Below are 25,925 nucleotides of genomic sequence, written 5' to 3' on the forward strand. Positions count from 1 at the left end.
CAGGCCCATGAGCCTGACCGAGATCGCCCGCTTCGCCGACCTGGCCGAGGCCCAGATCGCCGCCTCGCGCCTGCGGGCCGAAGGCGTGCCGGTGCTGCTGCAGAACGAGCACTGGGGCGCCAGCGACTATCTGATGACCATCGCCATGGGCGGCTTTCGCCTGTGGGCGCCCGACAGCGACGCCGACGAGGCCCGGCGGCTGATCGAGGACCTGCGCGGCGGCGCGATCCCGCCAGAATTGGACCCCGAGCCTGAAACCAAATCCGACGTGCTGGCCCATGGCGCCTCGGCCGGCAAGGCGGGCGCGGCCCTGCTGCTGGCGGCGACCTTCGGTCCGGCGGCCGGCCTGTTGCTGGACGGCAAGCGCCGCAACGCCTGGCTGGGCGGCGTGGCGATCAGCGTCGCCGGGCTATGCCTGCTGGTCGGACTGGCGGTCTGGGCCCCGACGCTGTTCGGCTAGGGCGCCGGGGCCGGAACCGCCTGCAGGCCGTCCGGCTCGGCATGCCGCTCGCCCAACACCGTGACGAAGCTGCCGGCGATGATCATCAGGCCGCCGACGCCCAAGGCCAGGGTCAGGTGGTCGCCGAACAGCAGCACGCCGATCGAGGCGCCCATCAGCGGCTCGATATTGATGAACACCCCGGCGCTGGCGCTGCCGACGCGGGCCGAGCCGAACTGCCAGGCGGCCGTCGCCAGCAGGGTCGACAGCACGCCCAGGCCCAGCACGCCGATCCAGGCGGTCGGCGAAAGATCCAGCTTCGGCGGTCCGTGCATAAAGAACGCGATCGGCAGCACGGTGAAGGCGGCGATGATCACCGTGGCGGCCGGCACGGCCATCGGCGAAGCGGGTTTGGGCGCGCGCTTCAGCACCACCAGCCAGGCCAGGAAGATGAACAGCGAACCCAGCGACAGAGCCACGCCCAGCGGCGAGCCGGCCCCGTCGGGCTTGCCGGCGATCAGCGCCGCGCCGAGGGTCGCGGCCCCGACGCCCATCCACGAGGCGCGGCTGACCTTCTCGCCCATGACCTTGGCGCAGATCGCGATCAGGGCCGGCATGGCCCCGACCAGCAGGGCAGCCAGGGTGACGCTGACATGGGCCAGCCCCTCGAACTGCACCATGAAGGCCACGCCGTAGAGCGCGCCCGACAGCAGCATCACCGGCGAGCGGAACAGGGCCCGGGCCTCCTTCGTCCGCAGGGCGAAGGGCGCGGCGACCACGGCGGCGACGGCGAAGCGCAGCAGCACCATGTGGGCGGCGTCGGTCTCGCGCAGGATCAGCTTGCCCAGCGGGAAGCCGAGGCCCCACAGCAGGCCGGCGAGGATCAGGGCGAGGAAGGCGAGGCGTTTCATCGGGGACCTCATGCCGCATTCGGATGGACGGGGATATGGGCCTTGCCCGTGACAGGACCTGTCAGCAGGCCCGCGCCGAACATGAAATTATCGAAATGAGTCAAGGCGCGGCGCGCAGGCCACACACCCAAGTGCTTGATTTGTCAGCGCTTCGTATCACCGCCCGGAGCAACGCTTCATTCGTGTAACATTGTTCACATCTTCAGACATTTTCGCGCCACAACGGGCTTCAACCTAGGCCGCAGTTCGTATCCCGCCCCTGTCCAAGGAGATCGCCATGCGCCCCGCCCTCAAGTCCCTCGCGCTCGCCGCCGGCGCCGCGCTCACGGCCGGCGTCGTCGCCGCCGCGGCCCAGACCGTCGCCCCGCCTGCTCCGCCGCAGCCGCCCGCCCCGCCGGAAGCTCCGGAACCGCCCCCGCCGCCGCCCGGCGTCGATCACCTGACCTTCCGCGGCCCGCCGCCGATGGCCATCCGCGCCCATCGCGATCCGGAAGCCCGCGCCAAGCACCTGCGCGACGTGCTGCAGCTGACCGACCGCCAGGAAGGCGCGCTGAAGGCCTACATCGCCGCCACCGGCCCCAAGGACCGTCCCGAGCCCAAGCCGGTGCGCGACGATGGTCCCCGTCCGGAAGGTCCTGGCGCCGATGCCGACAAGGCTCCGCCGACCACGCTGGAGCGCCTCGACCGCCAGGCCGAGCAGCTGGCCAAGGTCACCGCCGAGTTCAAGGCCCGCGCCGACGCCACGCGGGCCTTCTACAACGCCCTATCGCCCAGCCAGAAGAAGGCCTTCGACATCCTCGGTCCCGAGGTCGGCGGCGGTCCCGGCGTCACCGTGCGCCGCATCGAGACCCGTGGTCCGGGTGGTCCTGGTTTCGAGCGCCGCAGCGAGCGTCGCGTGATCATCGAGCGCAAGTCGGGCTCGTAAACAACCGAGACGATTGCGGGCGTCCTTCAGCCGATCTAAGTCAAGGTCGATGGGCGCCCGCAACAACAAGAACCCGTTCGACTTCCTGGCCAACCCCGAGCGGTTCATGGCCTTCTCGCGCTGGGCCGCGCCCATGTTCGGCGCGATCGCCGGCGTGTTGGCCGTCGTCGGCCTGATCCTGACCTTCACGGTCCCCGAGGACTACCAGCAGGGCGACACCGTGCGGATGATGTTCATCCACGTGCCGGCCGCCATCCTCGCCAGCTTCGTCTATCTGTGCCTGGGGATCGCCAGCTTCCTGGCCCTGGTGTTCCGCCACGCCCTGGCCGACGCCGCCGCCCAGGCCTGCGCCCCGCTGGGCGCGGCCTTCACCGTGCTAGCCCTGGCCACCGGCTCGCTGTGGGGCAAGCCGATGTGGGGCACCTGGTGGGTGTGGGACGCCCGCCTGACCTCGGTGCTGGTGCTGCTGCTGTTCTATCTCGGCTATCTGGCCCTGCGCGGCGCGCTCGACGACGAGCAGAAGGCCGCCCGGGCCGCGGCCATCCTGGCCCTGGTCGGCGTCATCAACCTGCCGATCGTCAAGTTCTCGGTCGAGTGGTGGAACAGCCTGCACCAGGGCTCCTCGACCCTGTTCGCTAAGAGCGAGGACCGCCTGCCGGCGATCTACGCCTGGCCGATGCTGGTCATGTGCCTGGCCTATCTGTCGGCCTTCGGGTCGCTGTGGCTGGTGCGGATCCGCGCCCTGGTCTGGCGGCGCAAGGCCCGGGCCCTGGCCCTCAAGGCGGCGGAGGCTTAGGCGCGTGCACTTCGATTTCGACGCCGGCAAGTACGCCGTCTATGTCTGGCCCGCCTTCGCCCTGTCGGCGGCGGTGTTCGTCTGGATGATCGCCGACAGCCTGGCGAGCGCCCGCCGCTGGCGCGCCGAGGCCGAACGCCGTCAGGCGGATGCCAAGGGTCAGTCCCAGGATCCCTCCAAGTGAAGCGCTGGCTGGCCTTCGCGCCGCTGATCGTGCTGGCCGCCCTGGCCGTGCTGTTCGCCGGCTACGCCCTCAAGCGCAACCCTCAGGTCAGCCCCGACGCCCTGGTCGGCAAGCCGGTTCCGGCCCTGGCCCTGCCCGATCTCGACAGCGGCACGCCGGCGCCGATCCGCCAGGCCGGCGACGGGCCGATGCTGATCAACTTCTTCGCCTCCTGGTGCGCTCCCTGCGAGGTGGAGCACCCGCAGCTGATGACCCTGAAGGCGCGCGGCGTGCGCATCGTCGGCGTGGCCTACAAGGACGCCCCGGCCAACACCGAGGCCTTCATCGGCCGCTTGGGCGACCCGTTCGCCGCCCGGCTGGTCGATCGCGACGGCCGCGCGGGGGTCGAGTTCGGCGTCACCGGCGTGCCCGAGACCTTCATCGTCGACGCGAAAGGCACGGTGATAGCCAAGCACACCGGTCCGCTCACCCCCGCCGACCTCGACGCCCTGGTCGCCAAACTGCGGTAAACGGCCGCGCGCCGCCGACCTTAGAACCGCGTTAACCACGCTCGCGCACCATGCATTAACCATGCTAGCTTGCGCGTCATGAGCACTGTTCGCCCCACCGGCTTGCCCGCTGTTCCCGCCCGACCCTCGTCCGGCGGCGTGACACCGGCTGGCCAGTCGCGCGCGGCGGCGTTCTTCCAGGCGGCGGTCACCGAGGCGACCGGGACGACCACTACGCGTCCGACCCAGTCGGCGATGAGCGTGCAGCTTCAGACCCAGACCCAGCCGCAAGCCCAGCGCACGGCTCCAAAGACCTTCACCGCCCCGACCGAGCAGCCGCAGAAGATGCTGCGCCCGGGGTCGCTGCTGAACATCGTGGTCTGATTTCCTTCTCCCCTCGCGGGAGAATGTGTCGGCGAAGCCGACGGATGAGGGGTCGAAAGGCCTCTCCGAATTTCTGAGAGACCCCTCACCCGACCTCCTTCGGAGGCCACCCTCTCCCGCAAGGGGAGAGGGAACAGGTCAGGCCGCCTTCTTGGCGTCCTTGTCCTTCTTGGCCTTCTTTTCCTTCTTCGGCTTGTCCGCCTTCTCGGCCTTGGGCTTCTTGGCCTTCGGCTCGGGCGCAGGCGCGTGCAGGTCGACGGCGGCCATTTCGGCCAGCAGGTCGAGGAAGCCGTCGCGCTTGCTGGCCTTCAGCAGCGAAAGGATCCGGGCGTCGGCCGCGCCGACCTTCGGCAGGCTCTCTTCCAGCACCAGGCGACCGGCGTCGGTGAGGCGTACGGAGTTGGCGCGGGCATCCTGCTCCGAGCGCTGACGTTCCAGATGGCCCTTGGCGATCATCCGGGCGACCATGTCGGCCAGGGTCGAGCGGTCGATGCCGGTGGCGCGGACGAGACCCGTCTGGGTGACGCCTTCGTGCTCGGCCACGGCGGCCAGTACGGCGAACTGGCGCTGGGTGATTCCGCCGGCGCCGGTCTCTTCCACATAGATGTCGAGCGCCGTCTGCAGCACCCGATGCAGCAGGTGACTGGGCGAGCGGTCGAGAACCCCGACCTCGCGCGCGGCGGTCTTGTCGCTCTTGTGCTTGGCCATGTCGTCCGCCCCGTTTCCGTTGACGGACGTCCAGCTAGCACGGTTACGCGTCGGTTTGACGACAGATGGTCCGTGGGCGGCGGATTGCGCGCCCTAGAACCCGGCGTCCGGCGGTTCGGGGGTCTTCTGGTCGTCCGGCTTGGCCATGTGCTTCATGATGAAGGGCGTCTGGGTCAGCGAGAAGACGATCGCCAGCGGCAGCAAGGCGATGCGGAACTTCACCCAGGTGGGCGTGTCCTGGGTCAGGCGCACCACCTCGTTGGCGATGGCCGCCAGGGCGAAATAGCCGCCGTAGCGCAGGGTCAGGGTCCGCCACGCGGCGTCCGACATGTGCAGCGCCTCGCCCATCAGCGCCTTCAGCGGCGCGCGGCCCATCAGCGCCCCGCCGATCATGAAAGCGGCCAGCAGGCCGTTCACGACGGTGACCTTGATCTTCACGAAGACGTCGCTGTGGAACACCAGGCCCAGCACGCCGAAAAACAGCGCCATCAGGCCCGAGAACAGCGGCAGCAGGGCCACCCGGCGCTCGAGGGCGTAGCCGACGACCAGGGCCAGCGCCGAGGCGGCGACCAGCACCCAGGTGGCGGTCTGGAAGTTCTTGGTGACGAAATAGGTGGCCGCGAAGGCGATCGGCGCGCCGTAGTCGACGGCGGTGCGCACCCAGGCGGTCTTCTTCTTGTTGGCTTCGGCCTGGGCTTCTTGGGGGGCGGAGTTCTGTTCGGTCACGCGCTCAGTCCTCCAGCCCGACCAGCGAGCGCGAGAAGGCGCGGGCGTCGAAGGGCTGCAGGTCGTCCACTCCCTCGCCGACGCCGATCAGCTTGATCGGGCTGTCCGAGGCGCGGGCCACGGGCACCAGCACGCCGCCGCGGGCGGTGCCGTCCAGCTTGGTCATGACGATGCCCGAGACGCCGACGCTGTTGCCGAACACCTTTTCCTGGGCCAGGGCGTTGCGGCCGACGGTGGCGTCGAGCACCAGCAGGGTCTCGTGCGGGAAGTCGGGATCGACCTTCTTGACCACCCGGATGACCTTCAGCAGCTCGTCCATCAGGCCCTGCTTGTTCTGCAGGCGGCCGGCGGTGTCGATCAGCACCACGTCATAGCCTTCCAGCTTAGCGCGCTCGACGGCCTCGTAGGCCAGGGCGGCGGCGTCGCTGCCGGTGGGCCTGGACATGAAGTCGGCGCCGGCCCGGTCGGCCCACACCTTCAGCTGCTCGACGGCGGCGGCGCGGAAGGTGTCGCCGGCGGCGATCAGGACGCGGGCGCCCTTCTCGGTCAGGTCGGCGGCGATCTTGCCCAGGGTGGTGGTCTTGCCCGAGCCGTTGACGCCGATGAACAGCACCACATAGGGGCGCGGACCGCCCAGCGGGTCGAAGCGGCCCTCGCGGTCGGCCAGCTCGGCGGCGATCAGCTCGGCCAGGGCTTCCTTGATCTCGTGGTCGGTCGAGGCCTTGCCGAAACGGGCCTTGCCGAAGGCGTCGGCGATGCGGGCGGCGATCAGCGGGCCGAGGTCCGCCTCGATCAGCATCTCCTCGAGCGCGTCCAGCTGCTCCTGGTCCAGCGGCTTCTTGGTGAAGGCGCCGGTGACCTGTTCGGTCATCTGCTGGGAAGACCGGGTCAGGCCGGCCGTAAGGCGCTGGAACCAGCCTTGTTTCTGCGAGGGCTTTTCGCTCATCCGCGCTCCTGTAGCGACCCCTGGGGAAAAGTGAAGACGCGATTTACGATTCGAGGTTAGCGGCGCGGGCGACCGCAAGGTTGCGCTTGGAGCCGGCTCATGGCGTCTAGGGCCGATGGATCCCTTGGCCGCCGCCCTTTTCTGGCTCGACTACGCCGCCGCCGCCGTGTTCGGCGCGACCGGCGCCCTGGCCGCCGCGCGGCGTAAACACGACATCGTCACCTTCGGTTTCTTCGCCGCCATCACCGGCGTGGGCGGCGGCACGCTGCGCGACCTCCTGATCGGCGCGCCGGTGTTCTGGATCCAGCGGCCCGGCTACATCCTGGCGTGCCTGGCCGCCGCCCTGGTGGTCTGGCTGCTGGGACAGCGCGGCTGGCGCTTCCGGGCCCTGCTGTGGCTCGACGCCCTGGGCATGGCCGCCTACGCAGTGGTCGGCACCGCCAAGGCGCTGAGCCTGGGCGTGCACCCCTTCACCGCCGTGATCATGGGCGTGCTGACCACCGCCTTCGGCGGCGTGGTGCGCGACGTGCTGGCCGAGGAGCCCAACCTGCTGCTGCGCCGCGAGATCTACATCACCGCCGCCCTGCTGGGCGCGGCGGTGTTCGCGGTGCTGCAATGGCTGCACGTGCCGTTCTGGCCGGCCGGGATCGCGGGGTTCGCGGCGGCCTTCGGCCTGCGGGCCTGCGCGATCAAGCTGGGCTGGAGCCTGCCGGGGTTCATGGGCGGGGAAGAGAAGACTTAAGCTCCTCCCTCGCGAAGCGGGGGAGGTGGCGCGCTGCGGATACGCAGCGTGACGGAGGGGGCGAGGGACAGAGCGCCGAGCCCAGTCTCGCCCCCTCCACCGCTTCGCGGTCCCCCTCCCCCGTTTCGCTTCGCTACTCGGGGGAGGAGAAGGGGATCAGATATCGAAATCCGGATGCTGGCGACTGACCACCGCCACGACCGAGCCTCCGGCGGGCGCACGCACGGGCATCTCGGCCAGGTGCTCCATCCAGGCCGGCCGCGCCTCGACCGCCAGCTGGACCACCGGCGCCACCGCCGACGGATCGTCGAAGGCGAAGACGGCGAGATCGATCTTGTCGGCGCTCCACTCGAAGGTCAGGGGCGAGCCGCAGACGGCGCAGAAGCCGCGCCTGATCGCGTCGGAACTCTGGAAGGTCGAGCGCTCGCCGCGCGTCCAGGTCAGGTTGGCGACCTCGACCGTCACCAGCGCCCCGAACGGCCCGCTGAAGGCCTTCTGGCACATCCGGCAATGGCAGAGGGAGGCCCGGCCGGGCTCGCCCTCCACCCGGAACCGCACCGCGCCGCACTGGCAGCCGCCGCTCAAAGCCAAGATCCCCTCCACATCCCTTCCACAGACGCGGCCGCACCAGAGGCGAGATCAGGCGTGACAGCAAGGGCCGACGCGGTGTCCAACGAATGCAGTAATGCGTTCGAGTTAGTAAATCGTGAGAAAATACAACCGCTTCGTTAGAGCGTACCGATTCCTCCCGTGCAAGACGGAGGGGTCGATGATCGGTTGGCGTGCAATCCTGGCGGCGGCGGCGCTGGCCCTGCCCTCCCTCGCCCTGGCGGATCCCTGCGAAGCCCCGCTGCCCGCCCCGAACACCCGCTTCGAAGGCCCCGTGCGCTATGTCGGCGACGGCGACAGCCTGTGCGTCGGCCCGACCAGCGATCCCTCGACCTGGATCGAGGTGCGGCTCGCGGACTTCTACGCCCCCGAACTGCACGATGCGGGCGGCCGGCAGGCCAAGAGCCGGCTGGAGGACGTGGTCTGGCGCCAGTACCTGTCGTGCCGGGCGCTGAAGCACTCCTACGACCGGGTGGTGGCCCGCTGCACGATCGGCGGCGCCGCGGTGGGCGACCTCCTGCGGGCCCGCGGCGGCGTCGAAGGCGGCCGGGGCCGGCGGTAGGCCTACCCCTTCGGCGCCAGCCGGAACGTCACGCGATAGCCGTCGTGGTCGGACAGCACCGGCTCGCTGGCGCCGTCGAAGGTGGCCTCGACCCTGACCGGCGCGACCTGCACCCGCGTCCCGTCGAGGAAGCCGATCAGATCCTGGGTGTCGAGCCAGGGGGCGTCGCCGTCGTACGAAATCTGGGTGTCGCAGGCGCCCGGCAGGGCGTGGCACCAGCGGCTGACCACCTCGAACGGATAGTCGGCCATCACGTAGTCGAAGCGGTCGGGGGCGTGCATGACGTTGAAGTCGCCGCCGACGATCAGCGGCGCGCCCGGCGTGCGGTCCTCGCGCATGAACATCTTCAGTTCGTCGGCCTGCAGGTGGTGGGCCATGCGGTTGCGCGAGCGGGGCACGCGCGAGGCGCCCTTGGAATTGAGGTGAGTGTTGGCGATCTCGACCGGCGTCGGCAGGCCCGGCACGTTCAGCGTCACCAGCATCACGCCCTTGTTGGCCAGGCAGTCCAGACCCGCGCAGTAGTGATAGGCGTGGGACTTCACGTCCTCGATCGGGAAGTTGCTCAGCACCCACAGGCCGCTGGATCCCCACTTGCCCAGGCCCTCGCCCTTGCGGCGATAGGCGACGCGGCGATAGTCGGGCTTCTGGCCCTTGGGCCACAGGCTGGCGTCGCGCTGGCCCTTCTTGGGACCGCGAGCCACGTAGGGGTAGCCGGAGCGGTCGATCAGGTCGCCGATCTCCTTGCGGAAGCCCTCCTGGATCAGGATGACGTCGGGCTCGGTCCCGGCGGCCCGCATCTTGGCCAGCTCGTCGCCGATCTTCTTCAGCGCCTCGCCGCGCCCGGCCTTCACCGGCCAGGGCAGGCCGGCGACGTTGTAGCTCATGACGCTGAGCTTCACCCCGTCGTCGGCCCTCGCCCAAGAAGGAGAGGCCACCATGGGAAGCGTCAGGAGCGCGGCCAGGGCGGCCGCGAGGACGCGCCTCAAGCCGCCCGCTCGGCGATGACCCGGGTCCCGTCGTGGCCGGTGACGCGGAAATCGACGATCTGACCGGCCGGCGCCTCGCCGGTGAAGGCGATCTCGGTGAAGTCCTCGGCCCGGGCCAGGCCGTCGCGTTCGACCAGGCCCGCCAGGGTGCGGCCGACCTGGACCTGGAGGTGACGCTCCAGGCCGCGCTGGCCGGCTTCGCGCAGGCGCCTGGCGCGGTCCTTGATCACCGGCCCCTTCACCGGCGGCATCCGCGCGGCTGGCGTGCCGGGGCGGGCGCTGTAGGGGAAGACGTGCAGGAAGGCCAGACCCGCCTCCTCGACGAGGCGGACGGTGTTGGCGAAGGCCTCTTCGCTCTCGGTCGGGAAGCCGGCGATCAGGTCGGCGCCGAAGGCCACGTCCGGCCGCACGGCGCGCACGCTGGCGACCAGGTTCAGGGCGTCGGTGCGATTGTGCCGGCGCTTCATCCGCTTGAGGATCAAATCATCGCCGGCCTGCAGGGAAAGGTGCAGGTACGGCATCAGCCTGGGCTCTTCGGCGAACAGCTTCAGCAGGTCCGGATCGATCTCGGCGGCGTCGATCGAGGAGAGACGCAGGCGCGGCAGGTCGGGGACCATGCGCAGGATCCGGCCGACCAGTTGGCCCAGGGTCGGTTGGCCAGGCAGGTCGGAGCCCCACGAGGTCACGTCGACGCCGGTCAGCACCACTTCGCGATAGCCTTCGGCGGCCAGCTTGCGCACCTGCTCCACGACTTCACCGGCCGGGGCCGAGCGCGAGTTACCCCGGCCATAGGGGATGATGCAGAAGGTGCAGCGGTGATCGCAGCCGTTCTGGACCTCGACATAGGCCCGGGCGCGGTCCTTGAGGCCGTCGATCAGGTGACCGGCCGTCTCCTTGACCGACATGATGTCGTTGACCCGCACGCGGGCCGTGGTCTCCATCAGCGCGCCGGGGGCGGCCTTTTCGGCGTTGCCCAGCACCAGGTCCACTTCCGGCATGGCGGCGAAGGCGGCCGGATCGATCTGGGCGGCGCAGCCGGTGACGATGATCCGGGCGTCCGGGCGGGCGCGGCGAGCCTTGCGGATCGCCTGGCGGGCCTGTCGCACGGCCTCGTTGGTCACCGCGCAGGTGTTGAACACCACCGCGTCCGACAAGCCGTCGGCGGCGGCGCGGGCGCGCATGGCCTCGCTCTCATAGGCGTTCAGGCGGCAACCGAAGGTGACGACGTCGACGCCGTTCGGGCCCGAGGCGACGACCGCCGGTCCGCCCTCCTCGCCGACTTCAGGCTTGGGCGCCGGCGTGGCCTTGATGACGGTGTAGACGGTCACGGCTGCGCGACGAACGCCGCGAAGGCGTCCTTCCAGTCGTCGTGCCAGCGCGACAGGGCCGGGCGGTTCTCGATGATGTCGCCCATGGCCCAGGCCATGCGCTTTTCGTCCACGGCGCGCGACACGTCGTTGTCCGGGCACAGGATGTAGAAGTCGCCGGCGGCGATGCGGGCCAGCATGAAGTGGACGACCTGCTCGGAGGTCCAGGCCGCGTCGGGCTTGCCGCCCGGGCCGCGCTTGGTCATGCCGGTGAAGGTGTAGCCAGGGATCAGCAGGTGCGCGGTCACCTGGCAGTCGACGATCTCGCGCAGGGTGTGGGCGAGGCCCTCGGTCAGGGCCTTCACCGCCGACTTGGAGACGTTGTAGGCCGTGTCGCCCGGCGGCTGGGTGATGCCCTGCTTGGAGCCGGTGTTGATGATCAGGCCCGGGCGGCCGCTCTCGGCCATCTCTTCGCCGAACACCTGGACGCCGTTGATCACGCCCCACAGGTTGACGTCGAGGATGCGCTTCCAGGCGTCGTCGCCCGAGAAGGCGTCGCCGCCGCCGCCCACGCCGGCGTTGTTCATCAGCACGTCGACGGCGCCAAAGCGTTCCAGCACGACGTCGCGCAGGGCCTCGACGGCGGCGCGGTCGGCGACGTCGGTCGGCACGGCCAGGGCGCCGATGGCTTCGGCTTCCTGCTTCAGCTTGCGGCCGGTGACGTCGGCCATGACCACGTTGAGGCCCAGCTCGACGAAGGCCTTGGCGGCGGCCAGGCCGATGCCGTCGGCCGCGCCGGTGACGAGCGCCGTCTTGCCGGGCGCGAGGGCGGGGTGCAGCTCGCTCATGCGCCGGCCAGTTCAGGCAGCTTGCCGGTGAACTCCAGGGCCACCGGGCCGGTCATGATCACGTGGCCGTCGGCCTCGCGCCATTCGATGACCAGCGGGCCGCTCTCGAACTCGACAGTGGCGACCCGATCGGTCAGACCCCGGCGCACGGCCGCGACCTGGGCGGCGCAGGCGCCGGTGCCGCAGGCGGCGGTCAGGCCAGCCCCCCGCTCCCAGACCTTCAGCTTGATGTGATCGCGCGAAACGACGTGGGCGAAGCCGACATTGACGCCTTCGGGGAACAGCGGGTGATGCTCGACCAGGCTGCCGGTCTTCTCGGCGAACTCGTCGCTCACGGGCGCGTCGACGAAGAACACCACGTGCGGATTGCCCATCGAGACGCAGACCGGGGTGTGCACCCACGGGGCGTCGATCGGGCCGACCTGCAGTTCGACGCGGGCGGTGTCCATCTCTTCCGACAGCGGGATCTGCTCCCAGCCCAGGCGCGGCGGCCCCATGTCGACCGTGACGCGCTTGTCGCCGGCCATGACGCCCGACAGGCGCCCGGCGACGGTGTCGAAGGCCACGTCGTTCTTGCCGCCCGACTGCATCAGCAGCCAAGCCACGCAGCGGGTGCCGTTGCCGCAGGCGCCGGCCGGCTCGCCGTCGGCGTTCCAGAAGCGCACATAGGCCGAGGCGCCCTCGGCCTTCGGCGGATCGATGGCCACCACCTGGTCGCAGCCGATCCCGCCCTGGCCGCGTTTGGCGATCTGGCGGATCTCCTCGGCGGAGGGTTCGAACGGCTGGGTGAGGGTCTCGATGACGACGAAGTCGTTGCCGAGCCCGTTCATCTTCAGGAAGGTGCGGCTCATGGCCGGGCTATATAGTCGAAAACTCCGGCCAACGGCAGGGGATGCGGCGATTGGCTTGGCCAGGATCGCGACCCGAGCCTCGACAGCTTGCCTTTCGTCGCGCGCACTGGTTGATCGATACCGGGATTGCGCCCGTGTCGTGGGCGCCGGGGGACCAGACGATGCCGATCGACGCCAGCCACTTCACCATGGTCGGGTTTCCGCTCGACCTGCGCGACACCGCCGCCCTGAACCGGCAGGCCGAGGGCTTCCTGGCCAACTGCGCCCTGGCGACGCTGAAGGCCAAGGATTCGGTCTGTCTGGTGCGCGATCCGTCGGGGGCCGAGCTTCGCATCGGCCTGCGCAAGCGCCGGTTCGGCGGCGACCAGGAGCTGATCACCCTCAACCCCGCCTTCGCCGGCGAAAGCCAGGTCGAGGTCGAGATCGTCGGCGACGCCTCGGATCCGGAGTGGAAGCCGTTCGAGGTGACGCTGACGGCCCGCTTCAAGGGCGAGGAAACGCCGATCGTGTTCGACCTGGCCGATCCGGGCGAAGCGCTGCGGCTGAAACCGGGAACCAAGGTTCCGGTGCGGCTCTCGGCCTTCGTGTTCGAGCCGGAGGTCTATGCCGACGAAGCGGCCTACTACGCCGCCCAGAAGCAGGCCAACGCCGAAGCCGGCAAGCCGGACGGGATCACCTTCGCCTCCAACTACTTCATTCCCTCGGGCATGTTCACGCCCGACGGCGAGGACGGCGACCTGAAGACGGCCAAGCGGCCGACCGCACAGGCCCTGTTCGCCAGCACGGTGCTGAAGGCAGAACGGCGACGCAACCAGGCCGGCGGCGACGAGTTCGTCTGGGCGCTGGTGCGAACCTATGGCGACGCGACGATGGACGTTCTGATCGATCCGCGCAGCATCAAGGCCGTGCCCGCGCCGGGTTCGATCCTCAGCGGATCGTTCTGGATCAGCGGCCGGATCGCTACGCCCTGAGATGGGAGGACCGATGAGCCACGCCGAAGACCTTCGCCTGCGCGCCCGGCTGCGGGCGCTCTATCATGGCGCGTCACCGGCGGCGGTGCGGTTCCGCTATGCGGTGATCCTGATCGACCTGGCGATCATCGCCTTCTTCATCGCCGCGCCGCTGATGCACCGGCACGGGGTGACCTTCTACCTGATCGACTATGGGGTGGCGGCGTTCCTGGCGGTGGATCTCGTGGCGCGGGCCATCGCCCACGGCGACATCCGGAGCTGGCTGAAGAAGCCGATCACCTGGATCGACCTCTTGGTGCTGGCCACCCTGCTGTTCCCGGCCTGGCTGTTCAATTTCGGCTTCCTGCGGGTCCTGCGCCTGTGGACCCTGGTGCGCAGCGAGTTCTTCTGGCGCACGGTGGCGCGCCGCTACGACGACACCCGCATCGAGGATGTCACCAAGGCCGCCTCGTCGCTGCTGACCTTCGTCTTCGTCGTGACGGGCTTCGTCTATACGAGCTTCGCGGGCCGGCACGAGGGCGTGGCCGGCTATGTGGACGCCCTCTATTTCACCGTCACCAGCCTGACGACGACTGGGTATGGCGACGTCACCCTGCCCGGCGTGTGGGGCAAGCTGCTGTCGATGGCGGTGATGCTGGGCGGGGTGTCGCTGTTCATCGGCCTGATCCAGTCGATCCTGCGGCCGCACAAGGTGACCCATCCCTGCCCCGACTGCGGCCTGCGCAAGCACGATCCGGACGCCGTGCACTGCAAGGCCTGCGGACGGATGCTGTGCATTCCTGACGACGGGGCGTGAGGCTCACCTGATCCGTAAAATCCCCGCGAAAGCGGGGACCCAGGTGTTTTATCGTCGAGCGCCGTGGGTTTCAGAAAACGCCTAGGCCCCCGCTTTCGCGGGGGTTTTACGGAGGAGAGAACGGTCCACCCCGTCCGGGGTCAAAAATGGCCTAGCCAGCGCCGGGAATGGCATTAACGTCCCGCGCCATGCTGACGCTCCGCTCCGTTTCACCCGCCGTCCTCGCCCTTGCTCTCCTCGCCGCCGGCCCCGTCCGCGCCCAGGAGGATCCCCACCTGGCCCTGGAAGGCGTCGAGACCCCCTCGTCGCTCGACTGGGTGAAGGGCGAGAACGCCAAGACCCTGCCCGTCCTGACCGGCGACAAGCGCTACCAGGGCCTGCACGATGCAGCGCTGAAGGTGCTGGCCGCCAAGGACCGCATCGCCGCGCCCAGCTTCGTCGGGACCACGGTGTTCAACTTCTGGCAGGACGCCGACCACGTGCGCGGCGTCTGGCGCCGCACCAGCCTGGAAAGCTACCGCTCGGCCGATCCCAAGTGGGAGACGGTCATCGACCTGGACGCCCTGGCCAAGGCCGAGGGCAAGAACTGGATCTGGAAGGGCGCCGACTGCCGGCCCAAGACCCATGACCGGTGCCTGGTGAACCTGTCGAACGGCGGCAAGGACGCCGTCGAGGTGCGCGAGTTCGACCTGACCACCAAGAGCTTCGTCAAGGACGGCTTCCTGCTGCCAGAGAGCAAGCAGTCCGTCGACTGGCTGGACGCCGACACCCTGATCCTGACCCGCGACTGGGGCGCGGGCACGACCACCGACAGCGGCTACGGCATGGTGGTGAAGACGCTGAAGCGCGGCCAGGCGCTGAGCGAGGCCGTCGAGGTGTTCCGCGGCGAGAAGGCCGACGTCAGCGCCCGTCCGCACGTGCTGCGCGACGCGGTCGGCAACCGGGTGGTGCTGATCGAGCGGGCCACCGACTTCTTCCACACCAAGACCTTCCTGCTCGACGACGCCGGCAAGACGGTTCCGTTGTCGATCCCCGAACGCTCGTCGATCCGCGGCCTGATCGGCGGCAGCCTGGTGTTGACGATCGAGGAACCCTGGAGCTTCAAGCCCTATGCCGCCGCCAAGGAACAGACCTTCCCGGCCGGGGCGCTGCTGTCGGTCGCGCCCGACTCCCTGATCCCCAAGACGCTTCCGGCAGGCGAGATCGTCGTCAGCACCGGCTGCGATCCCTGCAAGGTTTTCGTCCCGGGGCCGCGCCAGTCGATCGACCAGGTGGCCGTGACCGACCACCGCGTCGTGGCGGTGATCTACGACAATGTGCGCGGCGGGCTGACCAGCTTCGCGTCGCAAGGCGAATGGGGCTGGAAAGGCGAGGCCCTGCCGGTGATCGACAACGCCGCCGTCTCGATCGTCGCGACGGCCGACAGCGGCGACCAGCTGTTCTACTCGGTCGAGGGCTTCGTCACCCCGACCCAGCTGAAGCTGGCCGACGCGACCACCGCCAAGGCCGACACCGTCAAGACCCTGCCGGCCCGCTTCGACGCCTCCAAGCTCAAGGTCGAGCAGAAGGAAGCCACCTCGAAGGACGGCACGAAGATCCCCTACTTCCTGGTCAGCCAGAAGGGCGCGAAGCTCGACGGCTCGGCCCCCACCCTGCTGCATGCCTACGGCGGCTTCCAGCTGTCGAAGCTGCCGGTCTACGACCCGCTGGTCGGCAAGCTGTGGCTCGAGCGCGGCGGCAGCTACGCGGTGGCCAATATCCGCGGCGGCGGCGAGTTCGGTCCGGCCTGGCATGAGGCGGCCCTGAAGGCCAACCGCCAGCGGGCCTACGAGGACTACTTCGCCGTGGCCGAGGACCTGATCTCGACCAAGGTCAGCAGCCCGCGTCACCTGGGCGCCTATGGCCGCTCGAACGGCGGCCTGCTGATGGGCGTGGCCCTGACCCAGCGGCCCGATCTGTGGAACGCCGTGGTGGTGGAAAGCCCGCTGCTGGACATGATCCGCTACACCCAGCTGCCGGCCGGGGCGTCGTGGATCGGCGAGTATGGCGACCCGGCCATCCCAGCCGAGCGCGCGTGGATCGAGAAGTACAGCCCGTACCAGAACCTGAAGCCGGGCGTGAAATACCCCCTGGCCTACATCACCACCTCGACCAAGGACGACCGGGTGCACCCCGGCCACGCCCGCAAGTTCGCGGCCAGGCTCGGCGATCTGGGCCAGCCCTACCTCTACTATGAGAACACCGACGGGGGTCACGCCAACGGCGCCGACCCGGCGGCCAACGCCAAGCGCTGGGCGCTGCACTACACCTACCTGTCGCGCCAGCTGATGGATCACTAAATGCGTAGCCTTGTCCTGGCCCTCCTTGCCGCATCGAGCCTGATGACCGTTTCCGCCCACGCCGCCCCTGCGCCCGCCGACACCGCCGCCCGCACCCCGCTCACCGAGCTGGGCAAGGACGATCCCTACATCTGGATGGAGGAGATCGAGGGGACGAAGGCGCTCGACTGGGCCAAGGCCCAGAACGACCGCACCCTGCCGATCCTGCAGGGTGACCCGCGCTACCAGGGCCTGCACGACTCCGCCCTGGCGATCGTCAACGCCAAGGACCGCATCCCGGGCGTGGCCTTCATCGACGACCACGACCTGCGGAACTACTGGCAGGACGCCGACCACGTGCGCGGCGTCTGGCGCACCACCACCCTGGAGAGCTACCGCACCGCGCAGCCGGCCTGGGAGACCATCCTCGACCTCGACGCCCTGGCCAAGGCGGAAGGCAAGAACTGGGTCTGGAAGGGCGCCAGCTGCCTGGCCCCGGAAAGCCGGTATTGCCTGGTCCAGCTGTCGAACGGCGGCAAGGACGCCGTGGTCGTGCGCGAGTACGACGTCAAGACCAAGACCTTCGTCGCCGGCGGCTTCGAGCTGCCCGAGGGCAAGCACCGGTTCGACTGGATCGACAAGGACACCCTGATCGTCGCCACCGACTGGACCCCGGGCGAGGTGACGACGTCCGGCTATCCCTATGTGGTCAAGCTGGTCAAACGCGGTCAGCCCCTGTCGGCCGCCAAGGAAATCTACCGCGGGACCAAGGACGACGGCGGCTACGGCGTGTCGCCCTACGCCCTGCGCGACCATGACGGCGTGGTGCAGGCGGTGTTCGTCAACCGGCCGCTCGACACCTTCAACGCCGAGACCCACATGGTGGTCGGCGACAGGACGGTGAAGCTGCCCTTCCCGCTGAAGTCGTCGATCCAGGCCCTGGTCAAGGGTCAGCTGGTGTTCAGCGTCGAGCAGGACTGGGCCGAGCAGGGCCTGAAGACCGGCGACCTGGCCGCCTTCGACCTCGCCGCCTTCAAGGCCGCGCCGGAAACGGCCAAGGCGACGCTGATCCTGCACCCGACCGCCCGCGAGGCGATCGAGGGCGTCAGCGCCACCCGCGACCGGCTGGTGGTGGCCCTGTTCCAGAACGTCACCGGCGGCGCCCATGTCTATGACTTCAAGGGCGGCGCCTGGACCCGGACCAAGCTGGACCTGCCGACCAATTCGACGGTCGGACTGGGGTCGGCCTCCGACAAGGACGACCGTATCTTCGTCAGCGTGACCGGCTACCTGACGCCCACCACCTACTGGCTGGCCGACGCGGCCACCGGCAAGCTGGACAAGGTGAAAGCCGCGCCCGCCAAGTTCGACGCCTCGACCCACGTGGTCGAGCAGTTCGAGGCGACCAGCAAGGACGGCACGAAGATCCCGTACTTCCTGGTCCGACCCAAGAGCCTCAAGTACGACGGCTCGACCCCGACCCTGCTCTACGCCTACGGCGGCTTCCAGGCCTCGATGACGCCCGGCTATTCCGGCGTGACCGGCAAGCTCTGGCTGGAGCGCGGCGGCGCCTATGTGGTCGCCAACATCCGCGGCGGCGGCGAGTTCGGGCCGAGCTGGCACGAGCAGGGCCTGAAGGCCAACCGCCAGCGGGTCTATGACGACTTCTTCGCCGTCTCCGAGGACCTGATCTCGCGCAAGATCACCTCGCCGCGCCGGCTGGGGATCATGGGCGGGTCGAACGGCGGCCTGCTGATGGGCGTGGCCCTGACCCAGCGTCCCGAGCTCTACAACGCCGTTGTCATCCAGGTGCCGCTGTTCGACATGGTCCGCTACAGCCAGATCGGCGCGGGCTCGTCGTGGATCGGCGAGTACGGCGACCCGCAGATTCCCTCGGAGCTGGCGGTGATCGAGAAGTACTCGCCCTACCAGAACCTCAAGGCCGGCCAGAAGTACCCCGAGGTGTTCATCGAGACCTCGACCAAGGACGACCGCGTCCACCCGGCCCACGCCCGCAAGGCGGCGGCCAGGCTCGAGGCCCTGGGCTATCCGGTGCTGTACTACGAGAACGTCGACGGCGGCCACGCGGCCAGCGCCAACCTGGCCGAGACCGCCCGCCGGGTGGCCCTCGAATACACGTATCTGACCCGCAAACTGATGGACTGACGCCGCAACGTCCGTAAACCGGACCGCAATCTCTGGGCGCTATCACGGTACCTGGCCTTCTGGAGGTCCGTGATCAGCGCTCGGGGGGCGCCCGTGAAGATCGACGTCATCCAGGCTCTGCAGCTTTCGCCCGAGGACAGCGCGCGCTGGACCTCGCTCCAGGCGTTGCAGCCGCGCCTCGACTCTCCGTTCCTGTCGCCGCAATGGGCCAAGGCCGTCGCCACCGCCCAGGGCGAACAGGGCGATCGCGTGAAGGTCGCCGTGATGCGCGGCGACGACGGCCAGGCCCTGGCCTACCTGCCGGTGCGGGTGAAGGCGGGCGTGGCCATGCCGGCCGGCGCGCCCATGTGCGACTATCAGGCCCTGGTCTCCGAACACGACATCGCCGTCGATCCGCGCCGCCTGCTGGCCGCGCTCAAGGCCCAGCGCCTGGACTTCTGCCACATGCTGGCCGACGACGAGACCCTGGCCCGGCACGGCCGCGGCCAGGCCGACTCCTGGATCGTCGACGTCTCCGCCGGCTACGAGGCCTACGCCGCCGACCGCAAGACGGCCGGCGTCGGCGTGCTCAAGGACATCGACAAGAAGCGCCGCAAGGCCGAGCGCGAGGTGGGCCCCGCCCGCTACGCCGCCATGTCCGAAAACCGCGCCGACTTCGACCAGCTGATCGCCTGGAAGCGCGAGCAGCTGCTGGCCACCGGTCAGACCGACCTCTTCAAGACCGACTGGGTCAACCGCCTGGTCGAGGACATGTTCACCCGGCGGGATCCGGAGTTCGGCGGCGGGCTGTACACCCTGCACCTGGGCGACGAACTGGCCGCCGTGCACCTGCACCTGCGCGGGGCCCATACGATCCACGGCTGGCTGATCGCGCATAACGCCAAGTTCGACCGCTATTCGCCCGGCCTGCTGCTGTTCCAGGACATTCTCAAGGGCATGGACGGCGGCCCCCATACGCGGCTGGACCTGGGCACCGGCGACTACCGCTTCAAGCGCGAGCTCTCCAACGCCCGCCAGACCGTGGTGTTCGGCTTCTACGGCGCGCCCTCGCCGGCCACCTTCGTGCGCTCGGCCGCCTGGGGCGTGCGCCAGGTCGCCGAGGCCCTGCCGCTGGGCCGGATGTCGGCGCTGCCCGGCAAGGCCATGCGCCGCATCGACCTGCTGCGCGGGCTGCACTGAGCCCCTGAAAGGCGCTCCCCTCTACGCCCGTCATTCCCGCCCTTGTGGCGGGAAACCCTCTATCAGCCGCAAGGGCGGATGGGGCGGCGTGCTCAGCACGCCGCTGGCGTCTCACGTGCGAGCGGAACCAGGGGTTCCCGCCACAAGGGCGGGAATGACGGGAGCATAATCGGTGGAAAGACCGCGAGGTCACGGAGCCTTGCCCGTCTCCAGATAGGCCTTCAGGCGGTCCTGCTGCTGGCCGAGCACCTGGTCGACGACCGGGGCGATCTTGTCGAGGCCGCCCTTCAAGTAGCCGCCGGCGTCGTAGCTCCAGGTCAGGGTGGTCTTGCCGTCGGCCTCGGCCAGCGCCCAGACCAGGTGGCCGCTGGCGCCGGAGAACTGCAGCGGACCAAGACCGCCGAACAGGGTCAGCTGCTTGCCCGGCTGGGCGTTGACGACGGTCATGTGCAGCACCGCGCCGCTATTGGGCATCTTCTCGCAGAAGCAGGCCCCCGGCGCCGCGCCCAGCGACAGGTTGGCGGCCGAGCCCGACCAGGTGTGGTCGCTGCTCCACCACTTGGCCGGCTGCACCAGCGCCGCCCAGACCTCGGCGGCGGGCTTGGCGATGACCACGACGCGCTTGGTCTCGAAACCGTTCGGCTGGGCGTCGATCACCTCGGCGCGCGCGGCGCCGGCCGCCAGCAGGGTCAGGACGGCGAAAGCGGGGGCGGCGAGTTTCATGGCGCGTCTCCGGAAACGATGTTCCGGGATCAAGCGCCAGCTGCGCCATTCAGGCAAGAGGAAGCCGTCAGGCCTTCTCGAACACCAGCGGGCCGCCCCAGAAGCTCTGCACCAGGCCGTTCTGCGGACCCGGCTGGCCGGTGGTCAGAAACACCCGGCCGCCGCCCGTTCCCGGGTCGTACTCGGGGTGACGTTCCAGGTAGCGCTCCAGGGAGTCGGCGGTCGAGGCCGGCTGGTGGATCACCGGGGTGCCGGCCGGCAGGGCGGCGCGGAAGATGTCGGCGATGATCTCGTAGTGGGTGCAGCCCAGCACGGCGCGGTCGGGATAGCGGCCGATGCGGGTCTTCAGCGCCAGGACATAGCCTTCGACGGCCTTGGCCAGGTCGACGACGCCGGCGTCGGCCTCGATCATCGGCACCAGGTCCGGACAAGGCTGCGAGAACACCGCCAGGTCCTGTTTGCGCTTGTCGATCTCGATCTCGTAGACGCGGGAATTGGTCGTCCCTTGCGTGGAGAACACCCCCAGCACGTCCAGCTGCTCGACCTTGTCGCCGCGGCGCTCGGCCTCGTGCTCCCAGGGCAGGCCCGTGGCCGCCTCGATGGTCGGCACGATGATGCCCAGGATGTTGATCGGCCGGCCCAGCTGCTTGCGATAGCCCGGCAGCCAGGTCTGCTGCAGACGGCGAAGGGCGATGGCCGACGCGGTGTTGCAGGCCAGGACCACCAGGCTGGCGCCGGCCTCGAACAGGCGCTCGCAGCCGGCCCGCGTCAGGTCGACGATCTCTTCCCCCGGCTTGCCGCCATAGGGGGCGTTGGCCTGGTCGGCCAGGTAGACGAAGTCCGCCTGCGGCAGACGCTGCACGAGGGCGCGGTGGACGCTGAGGCCGCCCACGCCGGAGTCGAAAACGCCGATGGTCATGGCCTGAGCATTAGCCGCGCCGAGGGCCTCCGTCCATGCGTCCGCGCGGGGGAAAAGGGCCGAAAAGGCGTCGGCTTTGAAAAGGTTACGGTCCTGTCATGTGACGGGCGCGTGGGCATGGCCTAGGGTCCGGCCACACTCAACGGAGAGCCATCCGTGCAACGTCGCACCTTCCTGCTTTCGACCGCCGCGGCCGCCGCCGCGAGCGCCGCCGCGCCCGCCCTTTCCTTCGCCGCGGAGATCAATCCCTTGCTCGCTCCCTGGACCGGCCCGTACGGCGGCGTCCCCGCCTTCGACAAGATGAAGGTCGCCGACCTGACCCCGGCCGTCGACACGGCCATGGCCAGGAACCTGGCCGAGATCGACGCCATCGTCGCCAATAAGGAAAAGCCGACCTTCGCCAACACCATCGCGGCGCTGGAAGACACCGGCCGCACCCTGGCCGACGTCGCCTGCTACTACGGCATCTGGGGCTCGAACATGAGCTCGCCCGAGTACCAGGCCATCGAGCCGGCGATCGACGCCAAGTTCTCGGAGATCGGCGACAAGATCACCCAGAACGCCGGGCTCTTCGCCCGTATCGAGGCCGTCTACAACAGCCCCGAGAAGGCCAAGCTGACCGCCGAGCAGCAGCGCCTCGTCTGGATCTACTACACCAACTTCGTGCGCTCGGGCGCCAAGCTGGACCCGGCCGCCAAGGCCCGGGTCGCGGCCATCAACACCGAGCTGTCGGGCCTCTTCACCAAGTTCAGCCAGAACCTGCTGGCCGACGAGGAGACCTATATCGAGCTGACCGAGGCCGACCTGGCCGGCCTGCCCGACGCCATCAAGGGCGCGACGGCCTCCAGCGCCGAGCAGCGCAAGCTCCCGGGCAAGAACATCATCGTCAACACGCGCTCCAGCGTTGACCCCTACCTCACCAACTCGCCGGTGCGCGCCACCCGCGAGAAGGTCTGGAAGGCCTTCGTCAACCGCGGCGACAACGGCGGCGCGACCGACAACAACGCCCTGATCTCCAAGATCCTCAAGCTGCGCGCCGAGCGCGCCAAGCTGCTGGGCTTCGAGACCCACGCCCACTGGCGCCTCGAAAACGCGATGGCCAAGACGCCCGACAAGGCCATGGCCCTGATGGAAGCCGTCTGGACCCCCGCCATCGAGCAGGTCGCCAAGGACGTCGCCGACATGCAGGCCATCGTCGACGCCGAGGGCGGCGGCTTCAAGATCGAGCCCTGGGACTACCGCTTCTACGCCGAGAAGGTCCGCAAGGCGAAGTACGACCTCGATATGAACGAGGTGAAGCCGTACATGCAGCTGGAGAAGCTGCGCGAAGGCATGTTCTGGGCCGCCGGCCAGGTCTACGGCTTCGAGTTCAAGAAGGTGTCGGGCCTGCCCGTCTACCAGGACGACATGACCGTCTACGAGGTGCTGCGCGGCGGCAAGCACGTGGGCCTGTGGTACTTCGACCCCTATGCCCGCCAGGGCAAGCGCTCGGGCGCCTGGATGAACGCCTACCGCAACCAGGAGCGCTTCAAGAAGCCGATCTCGACGATCGTCTCCAACAACTCCAACTTCATCGAAGGCAAGCCCGGCGAGCCGGTGCTGATCTCGTGGGACGACGCCAACACCCTGTTCCACGAGTTCGGCCACGCCATCCACGGCCTCAACAGCGACGTCACCTACCCGACCGTCTCGGGCACCAACGTCGCCCGCGACTATGTCGAGTTCCCCAGCCAGCTGAACGAGCACTGGCTCTCGACGCCCGAAGTGCTGAACAAGTTCTGCGTCCACTACAAGACCGGCGCGCCGATCCCGCAGGCCCTGGTGGACAAGATCAAGAAGGCCTCGACCTTCAACCAGGGCTTCGACACCACCGAGTACCTGGCCAGCGCCCTGATCGACATGAAGCTGCACCTTGCGGGCGGCGTCGATATCGATCCGGACAAGTTCGAGCGCGAGGAACTGGCCAAGCTGAACATGCCCAAGGAGATCGTCATGCGGCACCGCACGCCGCAGTTCGGTCACGTGTTCTCGGGCGACGGCTACTCGGCCGGCTACTACAGCTACCTGTGGGCCGACACCCTGACCGCCGACGTCGCCGAGGCCTTCCAGGAGGCGCCTGGCGGCTTCTACGACAAGCCCACCGGCCAGCGCCTGATCAAGACGATCATGTCGCGCGGCAACTCGGTCGACCCGGCCGAGCAGTTCCGCGCCTTCCGCGGCCGCGACGTCAAGATCGGCGCCCTGATGCGCGACCGCGGCTTCCCGGTTCCCCCGGGGGCGTGATCGCCTGACTTGAGCTGACCTGAAACAAGAACGCCCCGCCCGGTCATCCAGGCGGGGCGTTTTCTTTTCCCTCTCCCCTTGCGGGAGAGGGTGGCCTCCGAAGGAGGTCGGGTGAGGGGTCGAAAGCCCTGTCCGCTGCTTTCAGCCTGCCCGCCAGATGCGGTCTTTCAGATCTGAGAGACCCCTCATCCGTCGGCCTTCGGCCGCCACCTTCTCCCGCAAGGGGAGAAGGACTAAGCCGCCCGCTTCGCCGCGCTTGCGCCGCCGCCGATCTTGAACCGGCCGACCAGCCGCGCCAGTTCGGCCGCCTCGTTGGACAGCGAGTGGCTGGCCGCCGTCGACTGCTCGACCATGGCGGCGTTCTGCTGGGTGGCCTGGTCCATCTGGTTCACGGCGACGTTCACCTGGGCCAGGCCCGTGGCCTGCTCCTGGGCGCCGGCGGCGATCTCGGCCACCGTGTGGTTGATCTCCAGAACCCCGGCGGTGATGCGGCGCAGGGCCTCGCCGGTCTGGCCGACCAGAGCCACGCCCTCGTCCACCTGCTGGCCGGAAGCGCCGATCAGGCCCTTGATCTCCTTGGCGGCCTCGGCCGAGCGCTGGGCCAGGGCGCGAACCTCGGAGGCCACGACCGCGAAGCCCTTGCCGGCGTCACCCGCCCGGGCGGCTTCCACGCCGGCGTTGAGGGCCAGGAGGTTGGTCTGGAAGGCGATCTCGTCGATCACCCCGATGATGTTGCCGATCTCGCGCGAGGAGGCCTCGATCTGGGTCATGGCGGCGACGGCGCGCTCGACCACGGCCCCGCCGGCCTCGGCGTCCTTGCGGGCGGCGTCGACCGAGCGGCGGGCCGTGCCCGCGCCTTCGGCCGCGCGACGGACGGTGGCGGTGATCTCGTCCAGCGCCGCGGCGGTCTCTTCCAGGCTGGCGGCCTGCTGCTCGGTGCGGCGCGACAGGTCGTCGGCCGCGTGACTGATCTCGCCCGAGCCGGCGCGGATGCCGCCGACCGCGCCGGTGATCACGCTCATGGTCTCCTGCAGCCGCTGCATGGCCGCGTTGAAGTCGTCCTGCAGCTTGCGATAGGCGGGCGGGAAGGCGTGGTCGAGGCGGGCGGTCAGGTCGCCCTGCGCCAGGCGCTCCAGGCCCTCGCCGACCTGGGCGACGACGCCGGCCTGCTCGCGGGCCGACGCGGCGCGCTCGGCCTCGTTGGCCCCGCGCTCGGCCTCGGCCCGGCGGCGCTGCTCGACGGCCTCGCCCTCGACCCGCAGCTTCTCGATCGCGGCGTCCTTGAAGGTCAGCACGGCCTGGGCCATCGCCCCGATCTCGTCCTTGCGGCCCAGGGCCGGCACGGCCACGGCGTTGTCGCCGTCGGCCAGGCGGCGCATGGCCGAGGTCATGGCGTCGACCGGGGCGGCGATGCTGCGGGCCAGCAGCCAGCCCATCAGCACGGCGATGCCGACGGCGGCGGCCCCGCCCAGGGCCAGAGCCAGGCCGGCGCCCGCGAAGGCGCGCTTCTGTTCCTCGATGCGCTGGGCCAGCTGGGCCTGCTCGGCCTCGTCTATGGTCTTCAGCGCCTTGCGCACATTGGTCAGGCGGCCGCTCTTGCCGATGCCGACCCGGGACGCCTCCAGCTTGGCGGGGTCCTTGGCGTCGGCGATCTGGGCCAGGGTCTCGGCGCGGAACACGCTCACCGCCTGGGTCAGGGTGTCGAGATTGGCCTTCTCGGCGTCGTCCTCGGCGCCGGCGGTCAGGGCCTGGAAGGCCTCGTCGTACTTGCCCTGGTAGCTCTGGTACTTCTCGACGAACGACGGATCCAGGCTGGCCACGAAGCCGCGCGCGGCGTTCTGCTGCTCGACGAGATCCGCGCCGGCCTTCTCGACCAGCGCCAGATAGTCGTAGCTGTGGGCGTTGAGGGCGGTGACCCGCTGGATCGACGCCAGGCCGCTCCAGGCCAGGGCCCCGGCGCCGGCCACGGCCGCCACCAGTACGGCGAAGGCCAGGAGCAGCTTGTGCGCCACCTTGAGGTTGCTGAGCATCACGAGACTTCCCAGGAGAGTGTTGGGAGGAGTTTCGCCGATGCGGATTAATGGATATTATTCATGAACACACGAAGCGCACATCGAACGACGTTCTTGATTGTTCCGTGCAATCAAATCATTCTGCC

26 protein-coding genes and 1 pseudogene are annotated in these 25,925 nt (G+C 69.3%); 14 read left to right on the plus strand and 13 right to left on the minus strand.

What is annotated here, in order from left to right; translation table 11 throughout:
* Positions 1 to 7: 7 nt before the first annotated feature.
* Complete coding sequence (locus AC1RRS_RS03910; RefSeq protein ID WP_492854035.1) at positions 8 to 460, plus strand: putative signal transducing protein; 453 nt, start codon at positions 8 to 10, stop codon at positions 458 to 460.
* Here the strand turns inward: AC1RRS_RS03910 and AC1RRS_RS03915 are convergent.
* A complete protein-coding gene (locus AC1RRS_RS03915) occupies positions 457 to 1,350 on the minus strand; it encodes a DMT family transporter (RefSeq protein ID WP_492854036.1) in 894 nt (297 codons plus the stop codon). The two genes, AC1RRS_RS03910 and AC1RRS_RS03915, sit on opposite strands and share 4 nt — an antisense overlap.
* 277 nt (positions 1,351 to 1,627) lie before the next feature.
* Between AC1RRS_RS03915 and AC1RRS_RS03920 the strand changes: the two genes are divergently transcribed.
* The 5 genes from AC1RRS_RS03920 to AC1RRS_RS03940 all read left to right on the plus strand — a co-directional run bounded on the left by AC1RRS_RS03920 (position 1,628) and on the right by AC1RRS_RS03940 (position 4,127).
* A complete protein-coding gene (locus tag AC1RRS_RS03920; RefSeq protein WP_492854037.1) occupies positions 1,628 to 2,275 on the plus strand; it encodes a Spy/CpxP family protein refolding chaperone in 648 nt (215 codons plus the stop codon).
* A 49-nt stretch (positions 2,276 to 2,324) separates the two neighbouring features.
* Positions 2,325 to 3,071: a heme ABC transporter permease CcmC gene (gene ccmC, locus AC1RRS_RS03925; RefSeq protein ID WP_492854038.1), complete on the plus strand. Its 747-nt coding sequence runs from the start codon at positions 2,325 to 2,327 to the stop codon at positions 3,069 to 3,071.
* A 4-nt stretch (positions 3,072 to 3,075) separates the two neighbouring features.
* On the plus strand, positions 3,076 to 3,255 hold the full coding sequence (gene ccmD, locus AC1RRS_RS03930; RefSeq protein WP_492854039.1) for a heme exporter protein CcmD: 180 nt from the start codon (positions 3,076 to 3,078) through the stop codon (positions 3,253 to 3,255).
* Positions 3,252 to 3,764, plus strand: coding sequence for a DsbE family thiol:disulfide interchange protein (locus tag AC1RRS_RS03935; protein ID WP_492854040.1), 513 nt, complete (start codon positions 3,252 to 3,254; stop codon positions 3,762 to 3,764). Before ccmD ends, AC1RRS_RS03935 begins: the two co-directional genes overlap by 4 nt.
* Before the next feature lie 78 nt (positions 3,765 to 3,842).
* Complete coding sequence (locus AC1RRS_RS03940; protein ID WP_110121154.1) at positions 3,843 to 4,127, plus strand: hypothetical protein; 285 nt, start codon at positions 3,843 to 3,845, stop codon at positions 4,125 to 4,127.
* A gap of 138 nt (positions 4,128 to 4,265) precedes the next feature.
* Here the strand turns inward: AC1RRS_RS03940 and AC1RRS_RS03945 are convergent, their stop codons facing one another.
* The 3 genes from AC1RRS_RS03945 to ftsY form a co-directional block, all read right to left on the minus strand.
* Complete coding sequence (locus AC1RRS_RS03945) at positions 4,266 to 4,835, minus strand: MarR family winged helix-turn-helix transcriptional regulator (protein ID WP_487291260.1); 570 nt, start codon at positions 4,833 to 4,835, stop codon at positions 4,266 to 4,268.
* A 93-nt stretch (positions 4,836 to 4,928) separates the two neighbouring features.
* Positions 4,929 to 5,561 (minus strand): inner membrane-spanning protein YciB, encoded by a 633-nt coding sequence (locus AC1RRS_RS03950; RefSeq protein ID WP_492854041.1) that lies wholly within the window; start codon positions 5,559 to 5,561, stop codon positions 4,929 to 4,931.
* A 4-nt stretch (positions 5,562 to 5,565) separates the two neighbouring features.
* Positions 5,566 to 6,507, minus strand: a complete 942-nt coding sequence (gene ftsY / locus AC1RRS_RS03955) for a signal recognition particle-docking protein FtsY (RefSeq protein WP_492854042.1) — start codon at positions 6,505 to 6,507, stop codon at positions 5,566 to 5,568.
* Positions 6,508 to 6,622: 115 nt separating this feature from the next.
* Here ftsY and AC1RRS_RS03960 point away from each other — a divergent pair, with 115 nt between their 5' ends.
* On the plus strand, positions 6,623 to 7,249 hold the full coding sequence (locus AC1RRS_RS03960; protein WP_492854043.1) for a trimeric intracellular cation channel family protein: 627 nt from the start codon (positions 6,623 to 6,625) through the stop codon (positions 7,247 to 7,249).
* Here AC1RRS_RS03960 and AC1RRS_RS03965 read toward each other — a convergent pair.
* Positions 7,224 to 7,376 (minus strand): annotated as a pseudogene (locus AC1RRS_RS03965) (hypothetical protein); the annotation flags it as partial. The gene AC1RRS_RS03960 and the pseudogene AC1RRS_RS03965 sit on opposite strands and share 26 nt — an antisense overlap.
* A 29-nt stretch (positions 7,377 to 7,405) precedes the next feature.
* Positions 7,406 to 7,840: a GFA family protein gene (locus tag AC1RRS_RS03970; RefSeq protein WP_492854044.1), complete on the minus strand. Its 435-nt coding sequence runs from the start codon at positions 7,838 to 7,840 to the stop codon at positions 7,406 to 7,408.
* Positions 7,841 to 8,018: 178 nt separating this feature from the next.
* On the opposite strand from AC1RRS_RS03970, the gene AC1RRS_RS03975 reads away from it, so the two are divergent.
* Positions 8,019 to 8,420, plus strand: a complete 402-nt coding sequence (locus AC1RRS_RS03975; protein WP_492854045.1) for a thermonuclease family protein — start codon at positions 8,019 to 8,021, stop codon at positions 8,418 to 8,420.
* Between the two features lie 2 nt (positions 8,421 to 8,422).
* Here the strand turns inward: AC1RRS_RS03975 and AC1RRS_RS03980 are convergent, their stop codons facing one another.
* The 4 genes from AC1RRS_RS03980 to dapF form a co-directional block, all read right to left on the minus strand.
* Entirely contained in the window at positions 8,423 to 9,304 is an 882-nt protein-coding gene (locus tag AC1RRS_RS03980; RefSeq protein ID WP_492854046.1) for an endonuclease/exonuclease/phosphatase family protein, read from the minus strand.
* 98 nt (positions 9,305 to 9,402) lie between these two features.
* On the minus strand, positions 9,403 to 10,734 hold the full coding sequence (mtaB, locus tag AC1RRS_RS03985; RefSeq protein WP_492854047.1) for a tRNA (N(6)-L-threonylcarbamoyladenosine(37)-C(2))-methylthiotransferase MtaB: 1,332 nt from the start codon (positions 10,732 to 10,734) through the stop codon (positions 9,403 to 9,405).
* Positions 10,731 to 11,561 (minus strand): SDR family NAD(P)-dependent oxidoreductase, encoded by an 831-nt coding sequence (locus AC1RRS_RS03990; RefSeq protein WP_492854048.1) that lies wholly within the window; start codon positions 11,559 to 11,561, stop codon positions 10,731 to 10,733. The genes mtaB and AC1RRS_RS03990 overlap by 4 nt, the downstream gene beginning before the upstream one ends.
* The gene (dapF, locus tag AC1RRS_RS03995) at positions 11,558 to 12,412 is read right to left on the minus strand and encodes a diaminopimelate epimerase (protein ID WP_492854049.1); all 855 of its coding nucleotides are present in this window, start codon (positions 12,410 to 12,412) and stop codon (positions 11,558 to 11,560) included. Before dapF ends, AC1RRS_RS03990 begins: the two co-directional genes overlap by 4 nt.
* A gap of 161 nt (positions 12,413 to 12,573) precedes the next feature.
* Between dapF and AC1RRS_RS04000 the strand changes: the two genes are divergently transcribed.
* The 5 genes from AC1RRS_RS04000 (at position 12,574) to AC1RRS_RS04020 (ending at position 19,842) form a co-directional block, all read left to right on the plus strand.
* Positions 12,574 to 13,383, plus strand: coding sequence for a hypothetical protein (locus AC1RRS_RS04000; protein ID WP_492854050.1), 810 nt, complete (start codon positions 12,574 to 12,576; stop codon positions 13,381 to 13,383).
* Positions 13,384 to 13,396: 13 nt separating this feature from the next.
* Positions 13,397 to 14,179 carry a potassium channel family protein gene (locus AC1RRS_RS04005; protein WP_492854051.1) on the plus strand — a complete coding sequence of 261 codons (783 nt, stop codon included), beginning with the start codon at positions 13,397 to 13,399 and terminating at the stop codon, positions 14,177 to 14,179.
* Between the two features lie 167 nt (positions 14,180 to 14,346).
* On the plus strand, positions 14,347 to 16,518 hold the full coding sequence (locus AC1RRS_RS04010) for a prolyl oligopeptidase family serine peptidase (RefSeq protein WP_492854052.1): 2,172 nt from the start codon (positions 14,347 to 14,349) through the stop codon (positions 16,516 to 16,518).
* The gene (locus AC1RRS_RS04015; RefSeq protein WP_492854053.1) at positions 16,519 to 18,663 is read left to right on the plus strand and encodes a prolyl oligopeptidase family serine peptidase; all 2,145 of its coding nucleotides are present in this window, start codon (positions 16,519 to 16,521) and stop codon (positions 18,661 to 18,663) included.
* Positions 18,664 to 18,756: 93 nt separating this feature from the next.
* Entirely contained in the window at positions 18,757 to 19,842 is a 1,086-nt protein-coding gene (locus tag AC1RRS_RS04020) for a GNAT family N-acetyltransferase (RefSeq protein ID WP_492854054.1), read from the plus strand.
* Between the two features lie 189 nt (positions 19,843 to 20,031).
* On the opposite strand, the gene AC1RRS_RS04025 is transcribed toward AC1RRS_RS04020, so the two are convergent.
* Together AC1RRS_RS04025 and AC1RRS_RS04030 are read right to left on the minus strand one after the other, a co-directional pair.
* Entirely contained in the window at positions 20,032 to 20,565 is a 534-nt protein-coding gene (locus AC1RRS_RS04025) for an SRPBCC family protein (RefSeq protein WP_492854055.1), read from the minus strand.
* Between the two features lie 67 nt (positions 20,566 to 20,632).
* A complete protein-coding gene (locus AC1RRS_RS04030; RefSeq protein ID WP_110121170.1) occupies positions 20,633 to 21,484 on the minus strand; it encodes a glutamate racemase in 852 nt (283 codons plus the stop codon).
* A gap of 156 nt (positions 21,485 to 21,640) precedes the next feature.
* Between AC1RRS_RS04030 and AC1RRS_RS04035 the strand changes: the two genes are divergently transcribed.
* Positions 21,641 to 23,767, plus strand: a complete 2,127-nt coding sequence (locus AC1RRS_RS04035) for a M3 family metallopeptidase (RefSeq protein ID WP_492854056.1) — start codon at positions 21,641 to 21,643, stop codon at positions 23,765 to 23,767.
* A 233-nt stretch (positions 23,768 to 24,000) separates the two neighbouring features.
* Here the strand turns inward: AC1RRS_RS04035 and AC1RRS_RS04040 are convergent, their stop codons facing one another.
* Positions 24,001 to 25,797, minus strand: a complete 1,797-nt coding sequence (locus AC1RRS_RS04040) for a methyl-accepting chemotaxis protein (protein ID WP_487291290.1) — start codon at positions 25,795 to 25,797, stop codon at positions 24,001 to 24,003.
* Positions 25,798 to 25,925 lie beyond the last annotated feature (128 nt).

Source organism: Caulobacter sp. GW821-FHT12A07, from assembly GCF_058807655.1.